Here is a 25,436-nt window from a genome sequence, read left to right as displayed (position 1 = left end):
CGGATCAACCCACCCCTCTCCCGCCCGGCATGTGAGCGCAGGTTACGTTCTCTGCCTTCCACCGCCCCCCCTTTCCCGCTAAAGTCCCGGTTCTCCTGCTACCGGTTGTCCAAAGTGCGTCTCCTGCGTCTCACCAAGATCGTTTCCGTCAGTCTGCGTTTCGGTCTGGACCGAATGATTCTGGACGCCGACACCAGCGGTCGACTGGCCCGCGTATGGAATTTCGTGTTCTTCTGGCGCACCTACGACGAACCTCGTGGCGTGCGCCTGCGCCGGGCGCTCGAGTCGCTTGGCCCCATCTTCGTCAAGTTCGGGCAGATGCTCTCCACCCGGCGCGATCTGCTGCCGCCGGATCTGGCCGACGAGCTCGCGATGCTGCAGGACAGGGTGCCGCCCTTCCCCACCGAACAGGCACTCGCGCTGTTGCAGACGATGTACGGCAAGCCGGTCGATGATGTCTTTGGCAACTTCAACCGCACGCCGGTGGCTTCCGCCTCGGTGGCGCAGGTGCACTTTGCCGAGTTGCCCGATGGCACCGAAGTGGCGGTCAAGATTCTGCGTCCGGGCATCGAGCATGTGATCGCGCACGATCTGGCCCTGCTCGAAGTCGCGGCCATGCTGCTCGAGAAGGTCTGGCCCGAGGGCCGGCGGCTCAAGCCGCGCGAGGTCGTTGCCGAGTTCACCAAGTACCTTAACGACGAACTCGACCTCATGCGCGAGGCGGCCAACTGCTCGCAGCTGCGGCGCAACTTCAAGGATTCGTCCCTGATGATCGTGCCCGAGGTGCATTGGGACTGGTGCGGTCGCAACGTGATGGTGATGGAGCGCATGCACGGCGTACAGATCTCCCAGATCGAAGCGCTCAGGGCGCAGGGCACCGACCTGCCCGCGCTGTCGCGCGCCGGCGTGGAGATTTTCTTCACCCAGGTGTTCCGCGACGGCTTCTTTCATGCGGACATGCATCCGGGCAACATCTTCGTGCATCGCGACGGACGCTACATTGCACTCGACTTCGGCATCATGGGCACGCTCAACGAAGTCGACAAGAACTACCTCGCGACCAACTTTCTCGCCTTCTTCCAGCGCGACTATCACCGCGTCGCACTGGCCCATATCGAGGCCGGCTGGGTGCCGGCCAAGACCCGGGTGGACGAGTTCGAGGCCGCGATCCGCACCGTGTGCGAGCCGATCTTCGACAAGCCGCTGAAGGACATCTCCTTCGGCAAGACCCTGCTGCGCCTGTTCCAGACCGCACGCCGCTTCGAGATGGAGGTCCAGCCGCAGCTGGTGCTGCTGCAGAAGACCCTGCTCAACATCGAGGGCCTCGGGCGCCAGCTCGACCCCGAACTCGACCTGTGGAAGACGGCAAAGCCCTTTCTCGAGCGCTGGATGAACGAGCAGATGGGCTGGCGTGCGCTGGTCCGCGAAATCAAGACCGAGGCGCCAAGCTGGGCCGGCACCCTGCCGCAGCTGCCCCGGCTGATACATCACACCCTCACCGAAGGCGGCAAACAGCAGGCGGCTCAGCAGGCGCGCATGGAGCAGCTCGCCCGCCAGCAGCGTCGGCAAGGGTGGCTGCTGTCGGCCATCGGCGTGCTTGCCGCTGCCCTGCTCGCACTGGAGGCGTACCGGGTCTTCGGCAGCTGAGCGCCGGGACGGGCGCCGTGCGGATGCGTTCGCAGCGAACGAATCTGCGCCGGCACCCTCCAATGTTGTAACGTCACACAAGCACCCGCCGATCGGCGGAATGGGAGGTGCCTCATGACGAACACAACCCACCTGCCTGCCGGCCCCCACACCCGGCTCACCATCATCAGTGCAGCATCCGCGCTCGGCGCGCCGCACCCCGGCCCGGCCGCAGCGGCGCAGTCGCTGCGCAGCAACGGCTTGACCGAGCGCCTGTCGAATGCCGGCATCAAGGCCGAATGGGCGGATGTCGTGCGCCCCACCCAGCCAGCGGCCGACACGAAAGACATGGCAGCCCGGCTGGAAGCCAGCGCGGCGTTCGCGCGACGCCTGGCTGACCGCCTGGCCGCACTCGACCCGGACGCCTTCCCATTGATCCTCGGCGGCGATCACGCCATTGCCGCAGGCACCTGGCGCGGCATCGGCCGGCGTGCCGGCGGTGCGCCCGGCCTGATCTGGATCGATGCCCACCTCGACAGCCACACGGCCGAGTCCACCCATTCGGGCAACATCCACGGCATGCCGCTGGCGGCCCTGCTGGGAGAGGGCGACCGCAGCCTGGTCGGCATCCCCGGCCCACGGCTCGATCCGGCGCGGGTATGCGTCATCGGTGCGCGTGCCTGGGAAACGGAAGAACACGAACGCCTGACGCGGCTCGGCGTGCGCATCTTCGACATGAATGAAGTCCGCGAGCGCGGCCTTCCCGCCGTGTTCTGCGATGCGCTGACGATCGTGCGCAGCAACGGCAGCCAGCCCGGCTTCGGCCTCAGTCTCGATGTCGATGCGCTCGACCCGCTGGCCGTACCTGCCGTGACCTGTCCGGCCGCGGAGGGCATCGATCCCCGGGCGCTGGCCGACGTCCTGCTCACCCTCAGGACCTGCGGCGACTTCATTGCGATGGAAATCACCGAGTACCGGCCCGATCTCGACACTGACCGCCGCAGCGCGGACTGGGTGGCCGAACTCGCCTGTGCTGCACTTGGACCGGGGAGCTACTGGCTGCGCGAGAAGGAGCGCCACTTCGGCGCCAGCAACTACGCACCGCTGCCGGTCGTGTTTCATCGCGGCGCGGGCGTATGGCTGTGGGACGTCGAAGGACGCCGCTATCTCGACATGATGAGCGCCTACTCCGCCGTCAGTTTCGGCCACGGCCACCCGCGCCTGCTGCGTGCACTCGAAGACCAGGCACGACGGCTCGCGCTGACCTCACGCGCATTCTCCAACGATCGCCTTCCGCTGCTGCTCGAACGCATGTGCGGGCTGTTCGGCTTCGAACGCGCCCTGCCGGTCAACACCGGGCTGGAAGCGGTCGAGACCGCACTCAAGGCCGCGCGCAAGTGGGCCTACACAGTGAAAGGCGTGGCCGCGGACAAGGCGGAAATCATCGCCTGCGACGGCAACTTCCATGGCCGCTCGATCACGATCGTCGGACTCTCTGCCAGCGAGCAGTACCGCGACGGCTTCGGCCCCTTCCCGCCCGGCTTGCGCCGCATTCCCTTCGGGGACCCGGCAGCACTCGAAGCGGCGATCACGCCCGAAACCGCGGCCTTCCTGGTCGAACCGATCCAGGGCGAAGGCGGCATCATCGTGCCGCCCGCCGGCTACCTGGCGCGCTGCGCCGAGATCTGCCGTCAGCACCGGGTCCTGCTCATCGCCGACGAAGTCCAGACCGGGCTCGGCCGCACCGGCCGCCTGCTGGCCTGCGATCACGACGGCGTGCGCCCGGACGGTCTCATCCTGGGCAAGGCGCTCGGGGGCGGCCTGCTGCCGGTATCGGCCTTCCTCGCCGACCGCGAGGTCATGGACGTCTTCCACCCCGGCGACCACGGCTCCACCTTCGGCGGCAACCCGCTCGGCGCCGCCGTCGCGCTGGAAGTGCTTGCCCTGCTTATCGAAGACAGCCCCTGGGAGCGCGCCGAACGACTTGGCGAACGCCTGCGCAGCCGCCTGGAAGCGGCAAGGCTGCCCTGCGTTCGCGAGATTCGCGGCCGCGGCCTGCTGATCGGCATTGCCATCGATCCGGACATCGCATCCGCCGCGAGCGTCGCCGAAACACTGCTGGCACGCGGCATTGCAACCCGCGACACGACCGGCAACGTGATACGTCTTGCGCCGCCGCTGATCATCGACGAGACAACGCTCGACGACAGTGCGGATACGGTCATCGACACCCTCGCCGCACTCGGCGGCTGACCCACGCGACACCGGGAGGCGGGCCCGCAGCGGCCACGCCTCCAGGTGCCACCGAGAATCCTGACATTGACAGCGTATTCAGTCCCTTAGCGCACATTTCGGCGCCACTTTCCAGCCATTCGTTGCTACACTCCGGCGCCCCTTTCTCCACGCTCCGGAAGAGACCTGTTCATGCTGCTCTGGCTCGTCGTCGCCTACCTGCTTGTGTCCATTGCCATCGGTCTGATTGCTGCAACACGCGTGCACAACACCCGTGACTACATCACCGCCGGTCGCAACCTGCCGATGTTCGTCGTGCTCGCCATGGTGTTTGCCACCTGGTTCGGCGCCGAAACCGTGCTCGGCATCTCCGCCACCTTTCTCGAGGAGGGCTTTCGCGGCCTGATTTCGGACCCGCTGGGTGCGGCGGTGTGCCTGGTGCTGTTTGGCCTCATCTTCGCCCGCCCGCTGTACCGCATGAACCTGCTGACGCTCGGCGATTTCTTCCGCCAGCGCTACAACCGCAGCACCGAGCTCATCCTGTCGATCTGCATCGTGCTCTCCTACCTCGGCTGGGTCGCGGCGCAGGTCACCGCGCTCGGGCTGGTATTCAACGTGCTGTCGCAGGACGTGGTGTCGACCAATCAGGGCATGCTGATCGGCGCCGGCGTGGTGTTGCTCTACACCCTGTTCGGCGGCATGTGGTCGGTGGCAATGACCACCTTCGTGCAGATGATCGTGATCGTGCTCGGCCTGATCTACGTCACCTGGCTTGCAGGCGACATGGCCGGCGGCTTTTCCAGTGTGGTCGGCCAGGCTGCGGCCGAAGGCAAGCTCGATTTCCTGCCCACGCTGGACGCGGCGGACATGATTGGCTGGATTGCCGCCTTCCTGACCATGGCGCTCGGCTCGATCCCGCAGCAGGACGTGTTTCAGCGCGTCAACTCCTCGCGCAACGAGCGCATCGCGGTGTGGGGCACGACGCTCGGCGGCGTGTCGTATTTCTTCTTCGCTGCGGTGCCGCTGTTCCTCGCCTACACCGCGCAGATCATCGACCCCGCCATGGTCGAGCGCCTGATCGGGGAAGACTCGCAGCTCATCCTGCCCACCCTGATCATCCAGTACATGCCTTTCGCGGCACAGGTCATCTTCTTTGGCGCCCTGCTGTCGGTGATCATGAGCACCGCCTCGGGCACGCTGCTGGCGCCTTCGGTCACCTTCTCCGAGAACGTGCTCAAGGGCTTCTTCCCCGGCATGAGCGACCGCCAGTTCCTGCTCAGCACCCGGATCACGGTGGTCGTGTTCACCGTGCTGGTCACGCTGTACGCAACAAGCACCGAGTCGAGCATTCATCAGATGGTCGAGAACGCATACCGTGTCACCCTGGCCGGGGCGTTCGTGCCACTCGCAGCGGGGCTGTTCTGGAAGCGGGCCAACAACCTCGGCGCGGCGCTGGGCATCGCGCTCGGGCTGTCCACATGGATTCTCTTCGAGCTTTTCGTCCCCGAGGGCGACATCGAGCCCCAGCTGTTCGGCCTCGCCGCCAGTGCGCTCGGCATGCTGATCGGCGGACTGGTGGGTGCGCCCGCCCACCATCGCCCCCACGCCGGACATCACCGGGCGGCAGCGGCAACACACCACGCTTCACGCTGAACACTGCCTGCGTTTGACCCGGGTCAAAGCACCCGGGGCAGTCGGCCACTAAGGTGGCGGAGCTTTGAATCCGCCACCCTGGTGCCCCCAATGAATTCGTCCCAGCAGATCGAACTCGTCTGCCCCGCCGGCAGCCTGCCGGCGCTCAAGACCGCCATCGACCACGGCGCAAACTGCGTCTATCTCGGCTTCAAGGACGCCACCAACGCGCGCAACTTCACCGGGCTCAACTTCGATCCCAGGCAGATGCGCGACGGCATTGCCTATGCACACCAGCGCGGCGGCAAGGTCCTGCTCGCGCTCAACACCTATCCGCAGGCCGGCAACTGGTCGAGCTGGACGACGGCAGTGGACCGCGCCGCCGAGATGGGCATCGACGCGGTCATCCTTGCCGACCCCGGCCTCATGGCCTACGCCGCAAAGACCCACCCGCAGCTGCGCCTGCATCTGTCGGTGCAGGGTTCGGCCACCAGCTACGAGGCGATCAACTTCTACCACGAGCGCTTCGGCATCCAGCGCGCGGTGCTGCCGCGGGTGCTGTCGCTGCCGCAGGTGGAACAGGTCATTGCCAACACCGCGGTCGAAATCGAGGTCTTCGGTTTCGGCGGCCTGTGCGTGATGGTCGAAGGGCGTTGCGCCCTGTCCGCCTACGCCACCGGCGAGTCGCCCAACTGCAACGGTGCCTGTTCGCCCGGCAAGCATGTGCGCTGGGAACAGACACCCAAGGGCATGGAAACCCGGCTCAACGGCATCCTTATCGACCGCTTTGCCGACGGCGAGCGCGCCGGCTACCCGACGCTGTGCAAGGGCCGCTTCGAGGTCAATGACGAAACCTATTACGCGATCGAGGAGCCGACCAGCCTGAACACCCTGGAGCTGCTGCCCGAGCTCGCCCGCATCGGCGTGCGCGCCATCAAGATCGAGGGCCGCCAGCGCAGTCCGGCCTATGTCGCCCAGGTCACCAAGGTGTGGCGCGCCGCGCTCGACCAGGTGATGCGCGCACCCGACGACTTCAAGGCGCTGCCGGCCTGGATGGCCGATCTCAACAAGATTTCCGAGGGCCAGAGCCATACCCTCGGCGCCTACTACCGCCCGTGGAAATAAGCCCGATGAAACTCTCCCTCGGCCCCCTGCTGTACTACTGGCCCCGCCAGAGCGTGCTCGATTTCTATGCCGGTATCGCCGACAGCACGGCAGACATCGTGCATCTGGGCGAAACCGTGTGTTCGCGACGTCACGAACTGCGCCTCGACGACTGGCTCGAGGTCGCCGCCATGCTCGCCGATGCCGGCAAGGAAGCGGTGCTCTCCACCCAGTCGCTGATCGAATCCGAGTCCGATCTCAAGACCCTGCGCCGGCTGTGCACCCAGACACGGTTCCGCGTCGAAGCCAACGACATGGGCGCGGTGCGCTTGCTGGCCGAGGCCGGTCGTCGCGACTGGATCGCCGGCCCCACGCTGAACATCTTCAACCCGCACACCCTGGATCTGATGGTGCAGTCCGGTGCGACACGCTGGGTGGTGCCCCCGGAAATGTCCGGCACACAGCTCGACGAACTGCGCAGCAGCCTGCCGTCCGCGCTAGAGGCCGAAGTCTTCGCCTACGGCCGCTTGCCGCTGGCGCACTCCGCGCGCTGCTTCACCGCACGCCACTACAACCTGCAGAAGGACACCTGCGAGTTCCGCTGCCTCGGCATCAGCGACGGCCTGAGCCTGAGCACCCGCGAAGGTGAGCCCTTCCTCACCCTCAACGGCGTGCAGACGCAGTCGGCCCGGGTGCACAACCTGCTCGCAGACCTGCCCGCGCTGGCGAACAGCGCCGAGGTGCTGCGCATCAGCCCGCAGGGCAGCCACACCCGCGAGATCGTCGAGCTCTTTCGCGCCGCCCTGGACGCCCGTCAAACCCCGAAAGCAGCGTTCGATGCCAGCCTGCCGCTGATGCCCGACGCCCCCTGCAACGGCTTCTGGCACGGCAAACCCGGTGTCGACCAGCTGGTCAGCGCCTGAAGGAAACCCCCACATGTCCCAAGCCCACCCGCTCCCCGCCCCCCGCCTCTCCCTGTGGCTGCCCGGCATCGCACAGCGCCTCGGCAGTCTCAAGGTGCCCGCCTTCACCCTGCCGGCAACGCTCGCCCGCGTCGTTGCCCGCCTGCCGCAGCAGCCACCCGCCCTGGCGCTCGTCACCGCACTCAACCTCGCGCTCGACCGCGTGCTGCCGAGGGATCAGCTCGAACCGCTGATCGGGCGCAATCTGCGCATGCGCGTCAGCGACGCCGGCCTGACCCTGGACTTCAGCTTCAACGAACGCGGATTTCATCGCGCAAAAGACGTCCTGAAGCCGGACCTCATTCTGTCGGCAAGCGCCCGCGACTACCTCGCCCTGGCGCTGCGCGAGGAGGATGCCGACACCCTGTTCTTCAGCCGCCGCCTCATCATGGAAGGCGACACCGACCTCGGCCTGCTGGTCAAGAACACACTCGACGCGGTGGACTGGGACGCACTGCTGGGTCGCCGCGGCTGACGGCGCGCTGTCACCACGCAAAAGCGCCCCGATTTGGTGCATTTAAATTATTGATTAAATTGAACTTGTGTCGCATGGCACGACGGCCTCAAAATCCGCGCTGATTTTTTTCAGAGACTTTCAGGCCCATGCCGTATTCAGATCCCAGCAACCAGTACATTCCGCCCACCACCGCACTGATCGGAAGCGCCCACGGCTACGTCTTCAATGCAGACGAAGTCACGCTCGAAGCCGAGATTCATGCGGTCGACCCGCTTGCCACCAGCTACCTGAACTGGTCCCTGCAACTGTGGGCAGGCGACGTCCTGGTTGCCGAAGCCTCCTTTGGCGCGCTCTATCCCGACAGCTTCGGCATCGCCCGCGTCGGCGCCACCGTGAGCGCCAATCTGCCTGCCGGCACGAACGAGCACATGCTGACCCTGGTCCTGGCCGGCGACGACGGCACCGGCCTGCAGCGCTATGACGCCGTGACCTACCCGCGCAGCGAGCGTTTCGTGCTGCCGCTGATCGAGGGCTCGGTTGCCTACCGGCTCGACACCGACTGCACCGAGATCAGCGCCGAGTGCATCCGCAACCCGCGCGCCGCCGACAACATGAGCGGCTCGCTGGTGCTCGAACTCTGGGCCTTGCCCACTGCCTATCAAGGCGGCGCATTCAGCGGCATTCTGATCGGCAGCGAGTTTGTCGGCGCCCTGGCCGGCCAGTCGCAATGGAACAATGTCTCAGCCCGCCTTCCCGCGTGCGAACTTCCGGCGGGGCAGTGGCATCTGGTTCTGATGCTGCGCGAATGGGTCGGCAACACCTACCTGACCCGCGACTACCGCAACTTCGCGCTCACCGTGGACGGCCCGCTGCCGGCTCCGACGGCTGCGCCTGAAGCCGAAGCCGAATCCGAAGCCGCGCCTGCTCCGGTCGCAACGCCCGCGCCAGCCGCGGCGCCTGCAGAGAAGCCGGCGGTAAAGACCGCCAAAAAGCCAGCCGCAAAAGCCGTCGACAAGACCGCTGAAAAAACCGCCGACAAGGCGCCAGCCAAGAAGAGCAAGCCTGCAGCCGCGACCAAGGCGCCCGCTGCCGAGCCCGTCAGTGCCGCCAAGCGCAATGCCAAGAAATCGGCTCCTGCGCACAAGCCCGGCCGCGTCTCGATCAATACCGCAGGCGTCAGCGACCTGGCCGCTGTCAGTGGCATCAACGGCGCCACCGCAGAAGGCATCATCGCCGGCCGCCCCTGGGCAACGCTCGATGACCTGATCAAGGTCAAGGGCATCGGCACCAAGTCCCTCGACAAGCTCAAGCACCTGCTCAAGCTCTGACCCCTCCCCGGCGAACCTGCTTCAGGTTCCGCCGAGGTAGGCCTTCGCCAGGGCACTGTCCGCCGCAATTTCGGCGGCAGTGCCCTGGGCGACGACACGCCCGCCCTCCAGCACGTAAGCCCGATCGGCGAGCGCGAGCGCGAGCGAAGCCATCTGGTCGACGAGGAGAATTGTCAGTGACTCATGTCGCAGGCGATCGAGCACGTCAAACAACTCTTCGATGACTTTCGGTGCCAGGCCGAGCGATGGCTCATCGAGCAAGAGCACTTTTGGTTGCGCCATCAGACCGCGCGCAATCGCAAGCATCTGCTGTTCACCGCCAGAGAGCAGCCCTGCGCGCTGATGAGCGCGTTCACGCAGACGCGGAAAACGGTCGAGCATTTCCTGCAGACGGTCCTCCCTGCCCTGCGGACTGCGAAAGGCGCCCAGGCGGATATTGTCGAGCACGGAAAGCTCGGGAAATACCTGACGTCCTTCCGGCACCAGCACCAGCCCGAGGCCCACGACCTGCTCCGCCTCAAGTCGCTGCAGATCGACCCCGTCGAGGTGAACACCGCCGCCGAAGGGCCGATGCAGACCTGCCAGCACCCGCATCAGCGTCGACTTTCCCGCACCGTTCGCGCCCAGCAGCGCAACCAGTTCGCCGCGACGTACCTTGAGCCCCACGTCGTGCAGCACCGGAGCTGCACCGTAACCCGTGGTCAGCGCATCGACACCCAGCACTTCCGGCGCGGCCTGCCGGCCTTTGTTGCGCACTTCGCCCGATGCACCACAGGCCGGTTCAGGCAACCCGCTGCCTTCGCCAAGATAGGCCCGCCGCACATCGGCATTGTCGAGAATCTCCTCCGGCCGCCCCTCCGCCAGCGGCTGGCCGGCATCGAGCACCAGAATCCGGTCCGAGATGCTCATCACCAGGGGCATGTCGTGCTCGACCACCAGCAGGCCGACACCTGCCTGGGCGACGCGAATGAGCAGTTCGGCCAGCCGCGTCTTGTCTTCGCGCGACAGGCCCGCAGCCGGTTCATCCAGCAGCAGCACATCGGGGTCGGTCGCCAATGCACGCGCAATCTCGACCAGGCGCCGGTCCACATGCGCGAGGTCGGCCGCCGGCGTACCCTCTGCGCCGGTGTAGCCGCAGAAGGCAAGCAGGGCGCGGGCGTGGTTACGCACCGAAGCCGAGCGGAACGCAGCGCGCCCGAGCAAGGGTCCAAGACGCCCGCGGCTTACAGCGAGCGCCACGTTGTCGAGCACGCTCATCGAACCGAACAGCAGGGAGGTCTGGTACGTCCGCGCGACACCCGCGCGCGCCACGGCACAGGCTCCCGTCCCGCCAAGGCTCCGTTCGCCTAGCAGGACATCGCCCTCGGAAGGCCGGTAGAAGCCGGTCATCATGTTGATCACGGTCGACTTGCCCGCGCCATTGGGCCCGATCAGGCTGGTCAGCGCGCCAGGCTCGACCTTCAGCGTCACTCCAGACGCTGCACGCAGGCCGCCAAACACCATCGCGAGTCCGTCCGCGCACAGCGGTTTGCGGCTGCGGGACGCGATCGCGACAGCCTCGTCCTTTACTTTCTCACCCTCAACGACGCCTGCCGGCGCCGTGCGCGTGCCACGCCGCCACAGGCGCGACACCATGCCGACCACGCCATCGGGTGCAGCCCACAGCACGACCAGCAACAGGAGGCCGAAGAAGAGCAGACGGAATTCCTCAAGGCTGGAAAGCCATTCCGGCAGCAGGCCGACGATGAGCGCGCCGACCAGGGGGCCGGACACCGCACCCGACCCGCCGATCATCACGACCAGTACGAACAGGATGGACATCGTGAAGCCGAAGGTATGCGGCGTCACGAAGCCCGACAAGGGTGCGAACAAGCCGCCGGCAAGGCCTGCCAACGCCGCGGAAACCACGAATGCAACCGTCTTCACCCGCAGCGGATCGATGCCGACCGACTCCGCCGCGGTCTCGCTGTCGCGCACGGCGCGCATCGCCGCACCCCAGGTTCCGCGCGAAATCAGTGCATACACCCACAGCGCGGCGACCATGGTCAGCAGCGCAATGATCGCAACTGCACGCTCGCCGGTGATCGCGCTGCCGAGCGCTGGCGAGCCGATGCCCATGATGCCGTTCTGACCGCCGGTCAGATCCCGCATCTCGACAATGCTGTGCTCGACAATGAAGCCGAAGGCAATCGTCAGCATGGCCAGATAGGGGCCGCGCACGCGCAGCGCCGGCAAGGCGAGCAACGCGCCCACCACGCCGGCCATCAATGCAGCGAGCGGCCAGGCCAGCCAGAAGCTCAGGCCCGCAGACCCGGTCAGAATCGCGACCGTATAGGCGCCGAGTGCATAGAAGCCGACATGCCCGAAGGAGACCTGCCCCGCCAGACCGAGCAGAACGTTGAGGCCAATGCCGACGATGGCGAGCAGCGCCACATTGGCCAGCACATAGACGTAGTAGCCATTGAGTGTCAGCGCCAGCACCACGCCGACGACCAGAATCGCGGCCACGGCGCCAAGTTGCGCCGGGGAGCCTGGCACTGCGGCAGCGCTTGCCGCGGGTGCGCGACCGAAAACGGGAACTTTCATACCTTCCTCACCTGGGCGCGTCCGAACAGGCCATTGGGCCGCAGCGCCAGTACAAGAATGACCGCGCCGAACATGATGATCTGGGTATATCCTGAGCCAAGGGTCGACGTGATCAGTGCCTCACTGACGCCGAACAGAAGTCCGGCGATCATCACGCCCCAGGCACTGGTGATTCCGCCGAGGATGGCAACCGCGAACGCCTTCAGGCCGAACAGCGTCCCCATGTCGGAATGCACGTTGAACAGCGGCGCAATCAGCACCCCGGCCACACCGGCGAGCAGGGTCGACAGCGCAAACGCGACCGCAATCGCACGCCGGATGGGAATGCCCATTAGTCTCGCCGCGTCACGGTTCTGGGTCACCGCAAGCATGGCCGTACCCCAGCGGCTGCGCCGGGAAACGGTGTGCAGCACCGCCGCAAGCGCCAGACCGACGAGCGGAATCAGAACCTGCAGCGGATAAACGCCCAGCCCTGCGCCACCGATCTCAAGCGGCGTCTGCGCCAGCGGCGACGGCAGGTTGCGTGGCTCCTTGCCGAAAGAGAACATCACCAGGTTGTCGAGCACGATCCCGAGCGCCACCGTCGCCATCAACCAGGCGTCGGAGCCCCGGCTGGCGAACGGACGCACCGCCACGAACTCCACCACCAGACCATAGAGCGCACACAGCAGCAGTGCGACGAGCACCGCAGGCAACAGCGGCCAGCCCCAGCTCTGGGCGAAGACAAAGGTCAGCACGGCACCGAGCATCATCGAACTGCCCTGGGCAAAGTTCACGGTACCGGACACTGCATAGGTGAGGTAGAAACCCAGCGCCATCAGCCCGTACATGCTTCCGAGTCCGATGCCGCTGATCAGGGCGGATAACAACATGATGAGTTCCGTATCGGAAGGAATGAAGGCCCGGCAGGCGGCACGCGCCGCCCGCCGGCCGGTTCATCACTCGCCCAGGCTGACGGGGAGGATGCGGTTGTCGATGAAGCGGGCCCAGACGTAGTCATCCTTCGTGACCGCGTCATGCACACCCGGCGAGAAGGGCTTGGTATAGGTCTTGATCAGCCCCTGATACTCGTCGATGGCGTAAAAGCCTTTCCGTACCGCGTCGCCATCCGTCGAACCCGCTTTCGCAATGGCTTTCGCCGCCAGGTGCATGCCGTCATAGGCATTGGCCACGCCCACAGCCGGCGAGATGTTCTCCGGTCCCTTGATATCGGGGTATTTCGCCATCAGGGCCTTGGTCACGCGCTCGCCGACCGCGGTCTGCTTGCCGAAGAAGCTGTAGGTCTGCACGAAATGCACGTTCTTTGCGCTGGGCCCGGCAAGCTCGGTAAACCGGCCACCCGCCGGCCCCCAGTGCGACACGATCGGCACCTTCCAGCCCATGCGATCGAGCGACTTCACGACCTGTGCTGAAGGACCGACGTTGCCGACCATGAACAGCGCATCCGCCCCTGCGGCCTTGAGCCGCGACAGTTGCGGGACCACATCGACGTCGTTGCCCTCGAACTTCTCCACGCCGACAGCCTGCAGCCCCTTCTCGGACAGTGCGGCGCGCAAGCCCTTCTCGTTCGACTCGCCCCACGGGTTGTTCACCAGGATCATGCCGAACTTGCTCGCACCAAAGGTCTTCTGCGCATACGCGAGCATGGCCTGATCGACGATCTCATCAACCGCCGACACACGGAATACATAGTTGGGCTCGGCACCGTTCTTGGTAATCGGCGTACCTGCTGCCCACGGCCCCATGAACGGCACCTTCTCCTGATTGACCAGCGGCACGATCGCCATCGAGACCGGGGTGTCGAGGCCACCGAAAAGCACGGTCACCTTTTCCTTGAAGATCAGCTCACGCGCTGCCACCACGCCCTTGCCCGGATTGGACTCGTCGTCGCGACGCACCAGTTCCAGCTTGCGCCCCCCAAGCAGGCCACCGCTCGCGTTGATTTCATCGATCGCGATCGTCAGGCCGCGGGTGATGGCCTCACCCGACAGGGCGGACTGCCCGGACAACGCGGCCACCAGGCCGATCTTGATCGGTTCGGCGGCGTGGACGGGAGAAAGAAGACTCAGTGAGGCCACAGCAGACGCAGCGGCCAGAAAACTCCGGCGGGACATGTTCATGGTGCATCACTCCATTCTGGGAGAGGAAAGATCGGAAACCCGAACTCCTGTCGCAAGCCCCGTGCCAGATATTCACCAGAAACAAAAACAAAGTGGAATCACTTGATACAACAAAGTGCCGACACTTTGGCCCAACTCTTGCATTCACATCCAGGAACCGCCTGATTCGACAAAGTCGCACCGCCACGGTGCAATTCGGAGGAAATAGAGATGAATGACGCACCAATCCCGATCATTGCCGACAATGAATGCGCCATGAAAGCGGCAACTATTGTCGACACTTATCTGCGCACCCTGATGATTCCCGACCCGGAGAGCGCACGCCGCTTCATCGCACCCGATCTGCAGATCACGTTCACCGGCGGACGTGTCATGCACGACCCTGCCGAATGTGCAGCGTTCAATGCCGGACGCTACGCCTGGGTAAAGAAGCGCTACGAGCGCATTGAGGTCGTCAGCGGCGCCACCGAGAAGGAAGCCATCGTGTACAGCCTTGGCACGCTGTTTGGCGAATGGCCTGATGGCACCCCCTTCGAAGGCAACCGCTACGTGGATCGCTACGTACTGAGCCACGGACGCATTACCCGAATGGAGGTCTGGAACGACAGCGCCGAACGCCTGCTGAGCCGTGCCGGCCTCAACAGCTGAGCGAGCCACCGCCATGACTGAATCAGCTGCCCACGAAAGGCTTGCAGACCACGGCCGCTTTCCCTACCAGGCGATCACCGCGCGCCCCGACTACTGCTGGCCCGGCGGTGCGCGCCTTGCGGTCTATATCGGCTTCAACGTCGAGCACTTCGCATTCGGCGAAGGCCTGGGCGCCAATCTCGGCCCAGCCTCCCCCCAGCCCGACGTGCTCAATTTCAGCTGGCGCGAATACGGCAACCGTGTGGGGGCGTGGCGTTGCCTGGAACTGTTTGACCAGCTCTCGTTGCCGACCGGTGCCCTGATCAACACCGCACTCTACGACCACTGCCCCGAACTCATCGCCGCCCTGCGCGCACGAGGCGACGAGCTGATTGCGCACGGCCACACCAACGCCGTGCGTCAGAGCGAGCTCGACGAAGCCGCCGAGCGCCGCCTGATCGCCGCCTGCCGGACCCGGATCGAGGCCGAAAGCGGTATCGCACCGGCGGGATGGCTATCGCCGTGGATTTCGGAGAGCCGGCTCACCCCGGATCTGCTGAGCGAAACCGGCTATCAGTACACCCTCAACTGGAGCCACGACGATCAGCCCACACGGATGCTGACCCGCAGCGGTGAAACGCTGTGGTCCATTCCCTATCCACAGGAGCTCAACGACATTCCGATGCTGATCGCGCGCCAGATGGACGCAGCGCCCTTTGCCGACATGATCATCGACAACTTCGAAGAGATGCGCATGCAGGCCCAGGCTCAGCCCCTGGTCATGGGTATCGCACTGCACCCCTATCTTGTCGGGCAACCCTATCGCCTGCGCCATCTGCGGCGCGCGCTCACGCACATTGCAGCCGCGCGCGACCGCGGGGAGATCTGGTTCGCCACGCCGGGACAGATCTGCAGCCATGTCGCCACCCTCGACCACAATGCCACGCCTGCCTCGCAGCGCGCCAACCCCTGAAGGACGCTCCATGAACGCCTCATCCTCGCTCCCCGGCGAATCCGGTTTTCCCATTCAAGACAGCGTAGGCGCTTGGGTCGAGCACGGCCGCTTCGTGCTCGAGCCCACCGCATCCGGCCCGCTCAGCGGCCTGAGCTTTGCCGTGAAGGACATCTTCGACGTCGCCGGCCACCCCACCGGCGCAGGCAACCCCACCTGGCTCGCCACTCACCCTGTGCCTGACGCGAGCAGCCCCATCGTCGACAGCCTGCGCGCCGCCGGCGCCACCCTTGTGGGCAAGGTGATGACTGACGAACTGGCGTACAGCATCAACGGCGACAACGTCCATTACGGCACCCCCATCAATGCCCGTGCGCCCGGACGTGTACCCGGCGGCTCCTCGAGTGGCTCGGCTGCAGCGGTCGCGGCTCGCCTGTGCGATTTCGCACTCGCCAGCGACACCGGCGGCTCCACCCGCGTTCCGGCGAGCTACTGCGGCCTTTACGGTTTGCGCACCACGCATGGGCTGCTGCCGCGCGCCGGCATGGTGCCACTGCATCCATTCTTCGACACCGCCACCTGGCTGGCACACGACGCCAGAACCTTTGCCCTCGTTGCCGATGTCCTGTTGCCGGCATCTGCGCATCGCTTCCGCCGTCTGCTCAAACCCGCTGCAAGCTGGGCGCTGGCCGACGCGTGTTTCAAGGAGCCACTGAACAGGGTGCTTGACGCGGTCGCAGCCACACTCGACACGCGCCCGGAGGAGATCAGCCTGAGCGCAGAGGGCGAGACGCTCGACGACTGGCGCCGGACCTATGTGACGGCCGGTGCGCACGAAGCCTGGCAAACACATGGCAACTGGATCGAAGCAAACCAGCCGCGCTTCTCAGAGGCCATCACCGCGCGCTGGGCACACGCAGCCAGCGTAAGCGACACCGACGGCAATGCCGCGCGCCAGCGCATTCTTGCGCTGCGCGCGCACATCCGCGGACTGTTCGGGGACGATGCGATTGCCGTCATCCCGTCCTCGGCGAGCATCGCACCGGAGCGTGGCGCGAGCGGCAGCGCGGTCGATTCGGTCCGGATGCGCACGCTGCAGATCACCTGCCTCGCGGGCATCGGCGGCCTGTGCCAGGTGAGCATCCCGTTCACAGGCAGCGACGGACTGCCACTGGGCGTCTCACTCGTGGGGCCCGCCGGCAGCGATGCCGAATTGGTAAGATTCGCCATCCGCATTGCCGAAATGCTCTGACTCACCCGACGCCCGGCCCCAGGCCGGGCGGTTTGCCGCAAGACACTGGCCATGGACAACAAGCACATTTCCCCCGACGAACACGCGAACAGCGGGCTATCGACCATCACTGCCGCGCACGGCGACGATGGCGATGAGACACTTGCCCTGGGGCGCCGGGGCAGTGGCGACATCGAGCAGCAGATCTATCACTCGGTGTTCGAGGGCGTGATGAGCCAGCGCCTTGCGCCTGGCACCCGCCTGCCGGAGGCGGTGCTGAGCAAGCTGTTCAGCGTCAGCCGCTCTACCGTGCGCAAGGCGCTGCAACAACTTGCCCACGACCACATCGTCGAGTTGCGTCCCAATCAGAGCCCGGTTGTTGCCACGCCAACGCCGGAAGAAACCCGCGCGATCTTTGAAGCGCGCCAGGTCATGGAGGCGGCAATCGTCAGGCTCGTGACGCAGCATGCCACCAAGGACGACATTGCCTTTCTGCGCGATCAGCTCGATACCGAACACACGGCAATGCACCGCTTCGACCAGCCATCCTGGGCCCGTCTGGCGAGCAGCTTCCATCTCAAGCTGGCCAGCCTGGCGCGCAATGCGGTGCTGCAGGGCTATCTGAACGAACTGGTCTCGCGCTGCTCACTGATCGTCGCGCTCTACGAACCCCCGGGCAACGCCACCTGCGAGCACGACGAACACGGCCGCATCGTTGACTGCATCGAGCGCGGCGACGCCGAGGAGGCTGTTGCGCTGATGCAGGCTCATCTCGATACACTGGAGCGCAACATCTGCCTCGACCGATCGGAAGAGGAGCACAGTCTCGCTCGCATGCTGGGGCTGAGGTAAGCAGCCCGGCGGGCACGGAAGCTGCGTCGAAACCGGATCAACTTTCGCAGCGAACCACCATGAACAAGCTCGACAGCGCCCTGCTCGCCATCCTGATCAAGGATGCGCGCGCCTCCTTTGCCGACATCGCCAGACAGCTCGACATCTCGCGCGCCCATGCCCGGACGCGGGTGCAGGCCCTGGTCGAGAGCGGTGTCATCGAACAGTTTTCGGCAGTGGTCAATCCCGAGAAGCTGGGCAAGGTGGTGTCCACCTTCATCGATCTCAAGGTCACGCCCGCACGGCTGGAGCCGATTGCCGACGAGCTGGCCAACTGTCCCGAAGTGGTCAGCCTCTACATCATGAGCGACCTGCAGAGCCTGCACATCCACACCCTCACCGACAGCTACGAAACCTTCGACGCCTTCGTTCGGCAACGCATCTTCAATCGTCCCGAGATTCTCTTTGTCGACTGCAAGACGCTGATGTCACGGGTGAAAAATCGCCGCGGCGGGGCCCGGCTGTAGTCCTTCACGGCGGCAAGCAGACGCACATTTTTGCACCATCATGGTGCAAAAACACCAGCGCAGTGCATTCAAGACATTCGGCACGCTACACAGCCGATGCGCCAACATCCGGCGCCAAATGGTATTGCGGACCTTCCGAATGTAATCAGAACCCGATGAAGCTGGCCATTTGTATGCCCAATTCTTTCACCCCGCGCCCCAGTTTGTGCACTGCACTACACCTAAAGGCTTATCCACCCACATTGACTAATCGTTAAAAATTAACAACTTACTAAAATTCACAAGCTGGCACGGCCATTGCTAAACCTGTCTCGAGTCACTTTACAAATGGCACCCCACAAGGGCGCCACATCGAGATCCCAACAGGAGCACGCAGCCATGACCCTGAATCGCCGCAAATTTCTCACCGGCGCAGCCGTTTCCGGCGCCATCCTCGGCGCACCTGCCATCGCCAGCGCACAGTCGAAGACCACCTTCAACTGGAAAATGACCAATGCCTATGGCCCGGGATCGCCCTTCTATGTTCAGGGCCCGGGCAGCCCGATGGATTTCTGCAAGAAGGTCGAGGAAATGTCGGGCGGCCGGCTCAAGATCCAGCACTTCGCCGCCGGCGAACTGATTCCCGCACTCGAGGGCTTCGACGCCGTGTCCAAGGGCATGGTGGAGATGAACGCCGCCAACGCCTACTTCTGGGCCGGCAAGATTCCCGCTGCACAGTACTTCACCACCGTGCCCTTCGGCATGAACACCCAGGGCATGAATGCCTGGATGTATCACGGCGGCGGCATTGAACTGTGGAACGAGCTCTACGCCGCGCACGGCCTCGTTGCCATGCCCATGGGCAACACCGGCACCCAGATGACGGGCTGGTTCCGCAAGCCGATCGAGAAGGTTTCCGACTTCGACGGTCTCAAGATGCGCATTCCCGGTCTGGCCGGCAAGGTCTATGCCCAGCTCGGCGTGGCCGTGCGTCTGCTCCCGGGTGGCGAGATCTTCCCGGCGCTTGAGCGTGGTGTGATCGACGCGGCCGAGTTCGTCGGCCCCTACCAGGACCGCCGCATGGGTCTGCACAAGGCGGCCAAGAACTACTACACCACCGGCTGGCATGAACCCACCAACGTCACCGAGCTGATGATCAACAAGAAGGCGTGGGAGAGTCTGCCCAAGGACCTGCAGGCCATCGTCAAGGCAGCCGCCTCTGCCTGCAACGTCGAGAGTCACGCCTGGTGCGAAGCGGTGAATGCCGATGCGCTCACCGATCTCGTCACCAATCAGGGCGTGATCGCACGGCCGCTGCCCAACGACGTCATCGTCAAGCTGAAGGAAGTCACCGCCGACACGCTCGAGAGCCTGGCCAAGGCCGACGCCGACACGCGCAAGGTGCACGACGCCTTCATGGCCTTCCGCAAGAAGCACGAGTCGTGGGCCGCCGTCAGCGAAAAGGCATTCCTGTCGCTGTAAGCACCCTCCGGAGACGCTGATGAACAAGCTGTTGAAGCCGCTCGAACTCGCGATAGTCGGGTTCGGGTGGGTGGCACGGGCCGCGGTCCTGGCGCTGGTGTTGATGGTGGCCTGCAATGTGTTGCTGCGCTACGTCTTCTCCTGGAGCCCGGTCGCTGCGCAGGAACTCGAGTGGCACCTGATCTCCCCGATCGCGCTGCTCGGCATGGCCTACGCGGTCTATCACCGTGCGGACGTGCGCGTGGATTTCATCTACGACCGTCTCGGCGCCAGAAGTCAGGCCGTGATCGATCTGGTGAGCGGGGTGTTCACCCTCGCCGTCGGCGTGATCATCGCCTGGCTGGCCGTGCCCTACGTGATGCAGGCCTACGACATCGGCGAGGTCTCGCCCGACCCCGGTGGGCTTCCCATGCGCTATCTGGTCAAGGCCTTCATCCCGCTCGGCTTCTCCCTGCTTGCCCTTCAGGGTCTCATCGACACGCTGCGCGCCGCCGCGACGCTGATCAGCGGCGCGCCGCACACCCCTCACGATTCGCTGGAAATACGCACATGAGCCCCAACGAATGGATTGCGCTCGGTCTCATCGGCGGCTTCCTGGCGCTGATGATGATCGGCATACCGGTGGCCATCGCGCTCGCGGTCTCGGGCTTTGTCGCCGGCTACCTCGGTTTCGGTTCGATGCTGTTCTCGCTGCTGCCGGCGCGCCTGTTCGGCGTGGTGACCAACTACACCATGCTGGCGATTCCGCTGTTCGTCTTCATGGGCGTGATGCTGGAGAAATCCCGCGTCGCCGAGGACATGCTCGAGACCATCGGCCGCGCCATGGGCGGGCTCAACGGCGGCATGGGCATCGCCATCATCCTGGTCGGCGTGCTGATGGGTGCCTCGACCGGCATCGTCGGCGCCACCGTGGTCACGGTCGCAATGCTCACCCTGCCCACCCTGATGCGTCGCGGCTACAAGCCCAGCATCGCCTGCGGCACGATCTGCGCATCCGGCACGCTGGGCCAGATCATCCCGCCCAGCCTGGTGCTGATTCTGCTCGCCGAGATCGTTGGCGAGTCCGTCGGCACGCTGTTTGCCGCAGCGTTCATTCCCGGCCTCGCGCTGGCACTGATCTACGTCATCTTCCTGCTCGTGGTCGGCAAGCTGCGTCCGTCGTGGGTGCCGGCGATTCCCGCCGCTGAGCGCGCGCAGGCCGTCCCCGGCACGCTCGGGCGCGACCTGGTCCGCTCGGTGGTACCGCCGCTGCTGCTGGTGGTCGCCGTACTGGGCTCCATCATCGGCGGCATTGCCGCGCCGACCGAGGCGGCCTCGATGGGTGCGCTGGGCAGTGCGCTGATCGCGCTGTTCGCACGGCGCATGAGCTGGAAGCTGATCAGCGAAACCCTGCACGGCACGCTCACCATCACCGCCATGGTGTTCTTCATCCTGCTGTGCGCACAGCCCTTCTCGCTGGCCTTCCGCGGGCTCGGCGGCGAACAGATGGTGCACGACCTCTTCAGCCTGCTGCCTGGCGGCGAACTGGGTGCCCTGATCTTCCTGATGGTCCTGCTGTTCGTGCTCGGCTTCTTCCTGGAGTGGATCGAGATCTCCTACATCGCACTGCCGATGTTCCTGCCGGTGTTCCACGCCTACGGCACCGACATGGTATGGCTGGCCACCCTGGTGGCGCTGAACCTGCAGATGTCCTTCCTCACCCCGCCCTTCGGCTGGGCACTGTTCTTCCTCAAGGGGGTGGCGCCACCGGGCATCACCACGCGCGACATCTACGTCGGCGCCCTGCCCTTCGTGGTGCTGCAGATGCTCGCCGTCGCCCTTCTCTTCATCTTCCCCGGCATCGCCACCTGGCTGCCGAAGTTCATCGGCTGGTAAGCCCCCGGAGGCAACACAATGGAATTTTTCGACGGCTACAGTGCCACCTGGCTGGCAGGGCTGGTCATTGCCCTGATCACCACCGGGGTGGTGGCCGGCATCCTTGCCGGACTGCTTGGCGTGGGTGGCGGTATCGTCATCGTGCCGGTGCTCTACCACCTCTTCACCCTGCTCGGCATCGACGAGTCGGTACGCATGCATGTGGCGGTGGGTACTTCCCTCGCCACCATCATTCCGACCTCGATCATGTCGGCCCGCGCGCACCGCCGCCGTGGCAGCCTCAACCCCGAACTGCTGCGCAAGCTGATTCCGCCCGTCGTGGTCGGCGTGCTGATCGGCTCGGTCGCCAGCGGCTACTTCAGCGGCCAGGTGCTCACCTCCATCTTTGCCACGGTCGCCCTGCTGGTCGCGCTCAACATGGCCTTCAAGCGCGACGGCTTTGCGCTTGGCGAGGGTCTGCCGGGGCCGCTCGGCACCGCGATGATCGGCGTCACCATCGGCGGCATCTCGACCCTGATGGGCATTGGCGGCGGCACGCTCAGCGTCCCCACCCTCAACGCCTTCCGTACGCCGATGCACGTGGCCGTGGGCACCGGGGCCGCACTCGGCATGATCATCAGCCTGCCCGGTGCGATCGGTTTCCTGATCAACGGCATGGGCGTACCCAACCTGCCGCCGGCCACCGTCGGCTATGTGAACCTGCTCGGGATGGCACTGATCGTGCCTGCGACCATGGTCACCACCTCATGGGGTGCCCGTCTGGCCCACGCCATCGACGCGCGCCGTCTGCGCCAGGTGTTCGCGGCCTTCCTCGCGCTCACCTCGCTGCGCATGTTCTACGGCCTGCTCGCCTGACCGGGCGCGGGCCACGCCACCTACAAGGAGACACTCATGCTGCACACCCTCACTGCCCTCGGCGGCATGCAGGTTGCCCCTCACCACCTCGCCGCGCAGGCCGGACGCGACATCCTGCGCGAAGGCGGCAACGCGGTCGAAGCCATGGTCGCCGCGGCCGCCGCCATTGCGGTGGTCTATCCGCACATGAACGCGATCGGCGGCGACGGCTTCTGGCTGATCCACGAACCGGGCAAGGCGCCGGTCGCGATCGACGCCTGTGGCTTTGCCGCCGGGCTTGCCGACCGCCAGTTCTACGCCGGGCTGGATGCCATCCCCGCTCGTGGCCCGAAGGCGGCACTCACGGTTGCCGGCACGGTCGGCGGCTGGAACAAGGCCCTGGAAGTCGCCGCCGACTGGGGGACTGCGCTGCCGCTGTCGCGCCTGCTCGCCGACGCCATCCGCCATGCGCGCAACGGCGTAGCCGTCACCGCCAGCCAGGCCGCCCTCACGCGCCAGAAGCTCGACGGACTGAAGGACGCGCCCGGTTTCGCCGACACCTTCCTGGTCGATGGTGCGCCGCCCGAAACCGGACATCTGCTGCGCCAGCCCGCGCTGGCCCAGACGCTCGAGACCCTCGCTGCACGCGGCCTCGATGACTTCTATCGCGGCGAGATCGCCGAACTGATCGGCGCCGAACTCGAACGCGTCGGCAGCCCGGTTCGCACCCACGACCTCAACGCCTACGCCGCACAGATCGTCGATCCGCTATCGGTGCGGCTCGGCGACAGCACGGTGTACAACCTGCCGCCCCCGACCCAGGGCCTCGCCGCACTGATGATTCTCGGCATCTTCGAACGCCTCGGTGTCAGCGAAGGCGAAGGCTTCGCCCATGTCCACGGCCTGGTCGAAGCCACCAAACGCGCCTTCCGCGTGCGCGACCGCGTGGTCACCGATCCGCGCCGCCTGCCCGCCGACCCGCGCAGCTTCCTCGACGCGCCTGCGCTCGACGCCCGCGCCGCCGATGTGGACATGCAGGTCGCGCTACCCTGGCCCGATCCCGCCGCACCGGGCGACACCATCTGGATGGGCGCGATCGACCGCGAAGGGCGTGCAGTGAGTTTCATCCAGAGCGTGTACTGGGAGTTCGGCTCCGGCGTGGTGCTGCGCGACACCGGCATCACCTGGCAGAACCGCGGCATGAGCTTCTCGCTCAACCCTGCCGCGCTCAATGCACTGGAGCCCTCACGCAAGCCCTTCCACACCCTGAACCCGTCAATGGCGCTGTTCGACGACGGCCGCGTGATGCCCTACGGCACCATGGGCGGCGAAGGTCAGCCACAGACCCAGGCCGCCGTGTTCACCCGCTACGCCCGCTTCGGCACGCCCCTGCAGCAGGCGGTCAGCGCACCGCGCTGGCTACTGGGCCGCACCTGGGGCGATGTCAGCACCAGCCTCAAGCTGGAGAGCCGCTTTCCGCCGGAGCTGGTGCAGGCATTGCGCGACGCGGGGCATCAGGTCGAAGTGCTGGACGAGGCCTACAGCGACACCATGGGCCACGCGGGTGCGCTGGTCAGACACCCGAACGGGCTGATCGAAGGCGCGGTCGACCCGCGCAGCGATGGCGTGGTGGCAGGCGTCTGATGAAAATGGCGGCGCCGGCCCTTGCAGCGCATGAAGTCTGCAAGGGCCGGCGCGCCATGAAAACAGTATCGCGCGCAGGGCTCAGGCCGCGGCCCTGACTGCCGGCACCTTCGTCGCCACGACGGTCGGCCACGCCGCCATGCGGCTCACCGATACCCGGCGCGCACCCGGCACCGCCGCCGGCTTGGCGATTGTTACCTCCAACCGGCGGATGGCGAAGCATTCGCCCAGGGTGTCGAGCATCACCTGGCTCAGGTGTTCGAGCAGGTTGAAGTGGCGCGCTGCGATCAAGGCTTCGAGACACGCCACCACTTCGTCGTAGTCCACCGTGTGGCGGATGTCGTCGCTGCGCCCGGACGCGGCGCCGTCGATGCACAGGGTCAGATCCACCAGCAGGGTCTGGCGCGCGGCCAGTTCGTGCGGGTAGATGCCGATCGATGCTTCAAGCGCCAGCCCTTCGAGACGGATCACGCACTCGTCGGCGCCCATCTCAGACCGCCTTCAGCACCGGGGCTTCCCAGTCCTGATAGTCGTCGGCAGGGGTCGCCTGCAGGCTGCGTTCGGCCGAGCGCAGCGTGTTCTCGATCAGCATGGTCACCGTCATCGGCCCCACGCCGCCGGGCACCGGCGTGATCCACGAGGCCTTTTCCTTCACTCCGTCGAAATCCACGTCGCCGACGATGCGGTTGTCCGGCAGACGGTTGATGCCGACGTCGATGACGATGGCGCCCTCCTTGACCATCTGCGGCACGATCAGCCCCGGCTTGCCGGCGGCCACGATCAGGATGTCGGCCAGAATGGTGTGCTGAGCGAGATCGCGCGTTTTCGCGTGGCAGATCGTCACCGTGGCTTCGCGCTGCAGCAGCATCAGCGCCATCGGCTTGCCCACGATGTTGCTCGCCCCCACCACCACCACGTTCTTGCCTGCGACCTCGGTGCCGGTGGTGTCGAGCAGGAGCTGCACGCCGTAGGGCGTGCAGGGCGGGAAGATGGTGTTGCCCACCACCAGCCCGCCGACGTTGTACAGATGAAAGCCGTCGACGTCCTTATGCACCGAGATCGCTTCGAGCACCCGGCGCACATCGATGTGGCCGGGCAGCGGCAGCTGGATCAGGATGCCGTGCACCGTGGGGTCGGCGTTGAGCTGGGCGATACGTGCCAGCATCTCCACTTCCGGCGTATCGGCCGGCAGCGCCACGTGCAGCGAGCGCACGCCGCACTCCTCGCACGCCTTCACCTTGTTGCCCACATACACCCGCGAAGCCGGGTTGTCCCCGACCAGGATGACCGCCAGCCCGGGGCGCACGCCCTGCTCCACCAGCCGTCCCACGCGCTCGCGAAAGCCCACGCGAAGCTGCTTCGACAGCGCCTTGCCGTCGATGATCTGTGCCGTCATGCCGGCCTCTC

22 protein-coding genes are annotated in these 25,436 nt (G+C 65.7%); 17 read left to right on the top strand and 5 right to left on the bottom strand.

Translation table 11 applies throughout. The features are described from left to right. The first annotated feature begins 114 nt into the window (after positions 1–114). From ubiB to AC22G6_RS00080, 7 genes are all read left to right on the top strand, one after another. On the top strand, positions 115–1,647 hold the full coding sequence (gene ubiB, locus AC22G6_RS00110) for a ubiquinone biosynthesis regulatory protein kinase UbiB (RefSeq protein ID WP_487365089.1): 1,533 nt from the start codon (positions 115–117) through the stop codon (positions 1,645–1,647). Between the two features lie 114 nt (positions 1,648–1,761). Then, a complete protein-coding gene (gene rocD, locus AC22G6_RS00105) occupies positions 1,762–3,879 on the top strand; it encodes an ornithine--oxo-acid transaminase (protein ID WP_487365088.1) in 2,118 nt (705 codons plus the stop codon). A gap of 171 nt (positions 3,880–4,050) precedes the next feature. Continuing rightward, positions 4,051–5,511 (top strand): high affinity choline transporter 1, encoded by a 1,461-nt coding sequence (locus AC22G6_RS00100; RefSeq protein ID WP_487365087.1) that lies wholly within the window; start codon positions 4,051–4,053, stop codon positions 5,509–5,511. 90 nt (positions 5,512–5,601) lie between these two features. Beyond that, complete coding sequence (gene ubiU / locus AC22G6_RS00095) at positions 5,602–6,615, top strand: ubiquinone anaerobic biosynthesis protein UbiU (RefSeq protein WP_487365086.1); 1,014 nt, start codon at positions 5,602–5,604, stop codon at positions 6,613–6,615. A gap of 5 nt (positions 6,616–6,620) precedes the next feature. Continuing rightward, entirely contained in the window at positions 6,621–7,517 is an 897-nt protein-coding gene (locus AC22G6_RS00090; RefSeq protein ID WP_487365085.1) for a U32 family peptidase, read from the top strand. 13 nt (positions 7,518–7,530) lie between these two features. Then, a complete protein-coding gene (ubiT, locus tag AC22G6_RS00085; protein ID WP_487365084.1) occupies positions 7,531–8,031 on the top strand; it encodes a ubiquinone anaerobic biosynthesis accessory factor UbiT in 501 nt (166 codons plus the stop codon). Positions 8,032–8,159: 128 nt separating this feature from the next. Beyond that, positions 8,160–9,341 (top strand): ComEA family DNA-binding protein, encoded by a 1,182-nt coding sequence (locus AC22G6_RS00080; protein ID WP_487365083.1) that lies wholly within the window; start codon positions 8,160–8,162, stop codon positions 9,339–9,341. A 21-nt stretch (positions 9,342–9,362) separates the two neighbouring features. Here the strand turns inward: AC22G6_RS00080 and AC22G6_RS00075 are convergent, their stop codons facing one another. The 3 genes from AC22G6_RS00075 to AC22G6_RS00065 all read right to left on the bottom strand — a co-directional run bounded on the left by AC22G6_RS00075 (position 9,363) and on the right by AC22G6_RS00065 (position 14,047). Further along, positions 9,363–11,927, bottom strand: coding sequence for a branched-chain amino acid ABC transporter ATP-binding protein/permease (locus tag AC22G6_RS00075; protein WP_487365082.1), 2,565 nt, complete (start codon positions 11,925–11,927; stop codon positions 9,363–9,365). Beyond that, positions 11,924–12,799 carry a branched-chain amino acid ABC transporter permease gene (locus tag AC22G6_RS00070; protein WP_487365081.1) on the bottom strand — a complete coding sequence of 292 codons (876 nt, stop codon included), beginning with the start codon at positions 12,797–12,799 and terminating at the stop codon, positions 11,924–11,926. The genes AC22G6_RS00075 and AC22G6_RS00070 overlap by 4 nt, the downstream gene beginning before the upstream one ends. Positions 12,800–12,865: 66 nt before the next feature. Further along, positions 12,866–14,047, bottom strand: a complete 1,182-nt coding sequence (locus tag AC22G6_RS00065) for an ABC transporter substrate-binding protein (RefSeq protein WP_487365080.1) — start codon at positions 14,045–14,047, stop codon at positions 12,866–12,868. Positions 14,048–14,257: 210 nt separating this feature from the next. Between AC22G6_RS00065 and AC22G6_RS00060 the strand changes: the two genes are divergently transcribed. The 10 genes from AC22G6_RS00060 (at position 14,258) to AC22G6_RS00015 (ending at position 24,029) form a co-directional block, all read left to right on the top strand. Continuing rightward, positions 14,258–14,695, top strand: coding sequence for a nuclear transport factor 2-like protein (locus tag AC22G6_RS00060; protein WP_487365079.1), 438 nt, complete (start codon positions 14,258–14,260; stop codon positions 14,693–14,695). Between the two features lie 13 nt (positions 14,696–14,708). Next, positions 14,709–15,647 carry a polysaccharide deacetylase family protein gene (locus AC22G6_RS00055; RefSeq protein WP_487365078.1) on the top strand — a complete coding sequence of 313 codons (939 nt, stop codon included), beginning with the start codon at positions 14,709–14,711 and terminating at the stop codon, positions 15,645–15,647. Between the two features lie 10 nt (positions 15,648–15,657). Then, positions 15,658–16,878: an amidase gene (locus tag AC22G6_RS00050; RefSeq protein ID WP_487365077.1), complete on the top strand. Its 1,221-nt coding sequence runs from the start codon at positions 15,658–15,660 to the stop codon at positions 16,876–16,878. Positions 16,879–16,929: 51 nt separating this feature from the next. Beyond that, entirely contained in the window at positions 16,930–17,709 is a 780-nt protein-coding gene (locus AC22G6_RS00045; RefSeq protein ID WP_487365076.1) for a GntR family transcriptional regulator, read from the top strand. Between the two features lie 59 nt (positions 17,710–17,768). Continuing rightward, positions 17,769–18,215 (top strand): Lrp/AsnC family transcriptional regulator, encoded by a 447-nt coding sequence (locus tag AC22G6_RS00040; RefSeq protein WP_108972274.1) that lies wholly within the window; start codon positions 17,769–17,771, stop codon positions 18,213–18,215. Positions 18,216–18,593: 378 nt separating this feature from the next. Further along, positions 18,594–19,676, top strand: coding sequence for a TRAP transporter substrate-binding protein (locus AC22G6_RS00035; RefSeq protein ID WP_487365075.1), 1,083 nt, complete (start codon positions 18,594–18,596; stop codon positions 19,674–19,676). Between the two features lie 19 nt (positions 19,677–19,695). After that, positions 19,696–20,229: a TRAP transporter small permease subunit gene (locus AC22G6_RS00030; RefSeq protein ID WP_487365074.1), complete on the top strand. Its 534-nt coding sequence runs from the start codon at positions 19,696–19,698 to the stop codon at positions 20,227–20,229. Then, complete coding sequence (locus AC22G6_RS00025) at positions 20,226–21,551, top strand: TRAP transporter large permease (RefSeq protein WP_487365073.1); 1,326 nt, start codon at positions 20,226–20,228, stop codon at positions 21,549–21,551. Before AC22G6_RS00030 ends, AC22G6_RS00025 begins: the two co-directional genes overlap by 4 nt. 18 nt (positions 21,552–21,569) lie before the next feature. Further along, complete coding sequence (locus AC22G6_RS00020) at positions 21,570–22,406, top strand: sulfite exporter TauE/SafE family protein (protein ID WP_487365072.1); 837 nt, start codon at positions 21,570–21,572, stop codon at positions 22,404–22,406. 36 nt (positions 22,407–22,442) lie between these two features. After that, complete coding sequence (locus AC22G6_RS00015; protein WP_487365071.1) at positions 22,443–24,029, top strand: gamma-glutamyltransferase family protein; 1,587 nt, start codon at positions 22,443–22,445, stop codon at positions 24,027–24,029. Between the two features lie 81 nt (positions 24,030–24,110). Here AC22G6_RS00015 and folB read toward each other — a convergent pair whose 3' ends face one another. Together folB and folD are read right to left on the bottom strand one after the other, a co-directional pair. Further along, positions 24,111–24,518 carry a dihydroneopterin aldolase gene (gene folB, locus AC22G6_RS00010; protein ID WP_487365070.1) on the bottom strand — a complete coding sequence of 136 codons (408 nt, stop codon included), beginning with the start codon at positions 24,516–24,518 and terminating at the stop codon, positions 24,111–24,113. Between the two features lies 1 nt (position 24,519). Beyond that, on the bottom strand, positions 24,520–25,425 hold the full coding sequence (gene folD / locus AC22G6_RS00005; RefSeq protein WP_487365387.1) for a bifunctional methylenetetrahydrofolate dehydrogenase/methenyltetrahydrofolate cyclohydrolase FolD: 906 nt from the start codon (positions 25,423–25,425) through the stop codon (positions 24,520–24,522). Positions 25,426–25,436 lie beyond the last annotated feature (11 nt).

It is taken from the genome of Parazoarcus sp. PS-13 R2A (genome assembly GCF_057621855.1).
Note: the sequence above shows the minus strand (reverse complement) of the source record. Positions and strands in the feature narration are given on the sequence as shown.

What these genes read in the sequence shown, in the direction of transcription:
- AC22G6_RS00075 (WP_487365082.1), bottom strand. Translation starts at nt 11,927, where the DNA reads ATGAAAGTTCCCGTTTTCGGTCGCGCACCCGCGGCAAGCGCTGCCGCA.
- AC22G6_RS00025 (WP_487365073.1), top strand. Translation starts at nt 20,226, where the DNA reads ATGAGCCCCAACGAATGGATTGCGCTCGGTCTCATCGGCGGCTTCCTG.
- ubiU (WP_487365086.1), top strand. Translation starts at nt 5,602, where the DNA reads ATGAATTCGTCCCAGCAGATCGAACTCGTCTGCCCCGCCGGCAGCCTG.
- AC22G6_RS00060 (WP_487365079.1), top strand. Translation starts at nt 14,258, where the DNA reads ATGAATGACGCACCAATCCCGATCATTGCCGACAATGAATGCGCCATG.
- AC22G6_RS00035 (WP_487365075.1), top strand. Translation starts at nt 18,594, where the DNA reads ATGACCCTGAATCGCCGCAAATTTCTCACCGGCGCAGCCGTTTCCGGC.
- AC22G6_RS00045 (WP_487365076.1), top strand. Translation starts at nt 16,930, where the DNA reads ATGGACAACAAGCACATTTCCCCCGACGAACACGCGAACAGCGGGCTA.
- AC22G6_RS00040 (WP_108972274.1), top strand. Translation starts at nt 17,769, where the DNA reads ATGAACAAGCTCGACAGCGCCCTGCTCGCCATCCTGATCAAGGATGCG.
- AC22G6_RS00015 (WP_487365071.1), top strand. Translation starts at nt 22,443, where the DNA reads ATGCTGCACACCCTCACTGCCCTCGGCGGCATGCAGGTTGCCCCTCAC.
- AC22G6_RS00065 (WP_487365080.1), bottom strand. Translation starts at nt 14,047, where the DNA reads ATGAACATGTCCCGCCGGAGTTTTCTGGCCGCTGCGTCTGCTGTGGCC.
- ubiT (WP_487365084.1), top strand. Translation starts at nt 7,531, where the DNA reads ATGTCCCAAGCCCACCCGCTCCCCGCCCCCCGCCTCTCCCTGTGGCTG.
- folD (WP_487365387.1), bottom strand. Translation starts at nt 25,425, where the DNA reads ATGACGGCACAGATCATCGACGGCAAGGCGCTGTCGAAGCAGCTTCGC.
- AC22G6_RS00080 (WP_487365083.1), top strand. Translation starts at nt 8,160, where the DNA reads ATGCCGTATTCAGATCCCAGCAACCAGTACATTCCGCCCACCACCGCA.
- AC22G6_RS00050 (WP_487365077.1), top strand. Translation starts at nt 15,658, where the DNA reads ATGAACGCCTCATCCTCGCTCCCCGGCGAATCCGGTTTTCCCATTCAA.
- AC22G6_RS00030 (WP_487365074.1), top strand. Translation starts at nt 19,696, where the DNA reads ATGAACAAGCTGTTGAAGCCGCTCGAACTCGCGATAGTCGGGTTCGGG.
- AC22G6_RS00055 (WP_487365078.1), top strand. Translation starts at nt 14,709, where the DNA reads ATGACTGAATCAGCTGCCCACGAAAGGCTTGCAGACCACGGCCGCTTT.
- AC22G6_RS00070 (WP_487365081.1), bottom strand. Translation starts at nt 12,799, where the DNA reads ATGTTGTTATCCGCCCTGATCAGCGGCATCGGACTCGGAAGCATGTAC.
- folB (WP_487365070.1), bottom strand. Translation starts at nt 24,518, where the DNA reads ATGGGCGCCGACGAGTGCGTGATCCGTCTCGAAGGGCTGGCGCTTGAA.
- AC22G6_RS00090 (WP_487365085.1), top strand. Translation starts at nt 6,621, where the DNA reads ATGAAACTCTCCCTCGGCCCCCTGCTGTACTACTGGCCCCGCCAGAGC.
- rocD (WP_487365088.1), top strand. Translation starts at nt 1,762, where the DNA reads ATGACGAACACAACCCACCTGCCTGCCGGCCCCCACACCCGGCTCACC.
- AC22G6_RS00020 (WP_487365072.1), top strand. Translation starts at nt 21,570, where the DNA reads ATGGAATTTTTCGACGGCTACAGTGCCACCTGGCTGGCAGGGCTGGTC.
- AC22G6_RS00100 (WP_487365087.1), top strand. Translation starts at nt 4,051, where the DNA reads ATGCTGCTCTGGCTCGTCGTCGCCTACCTGCTTGTGTCCATTGCCATC.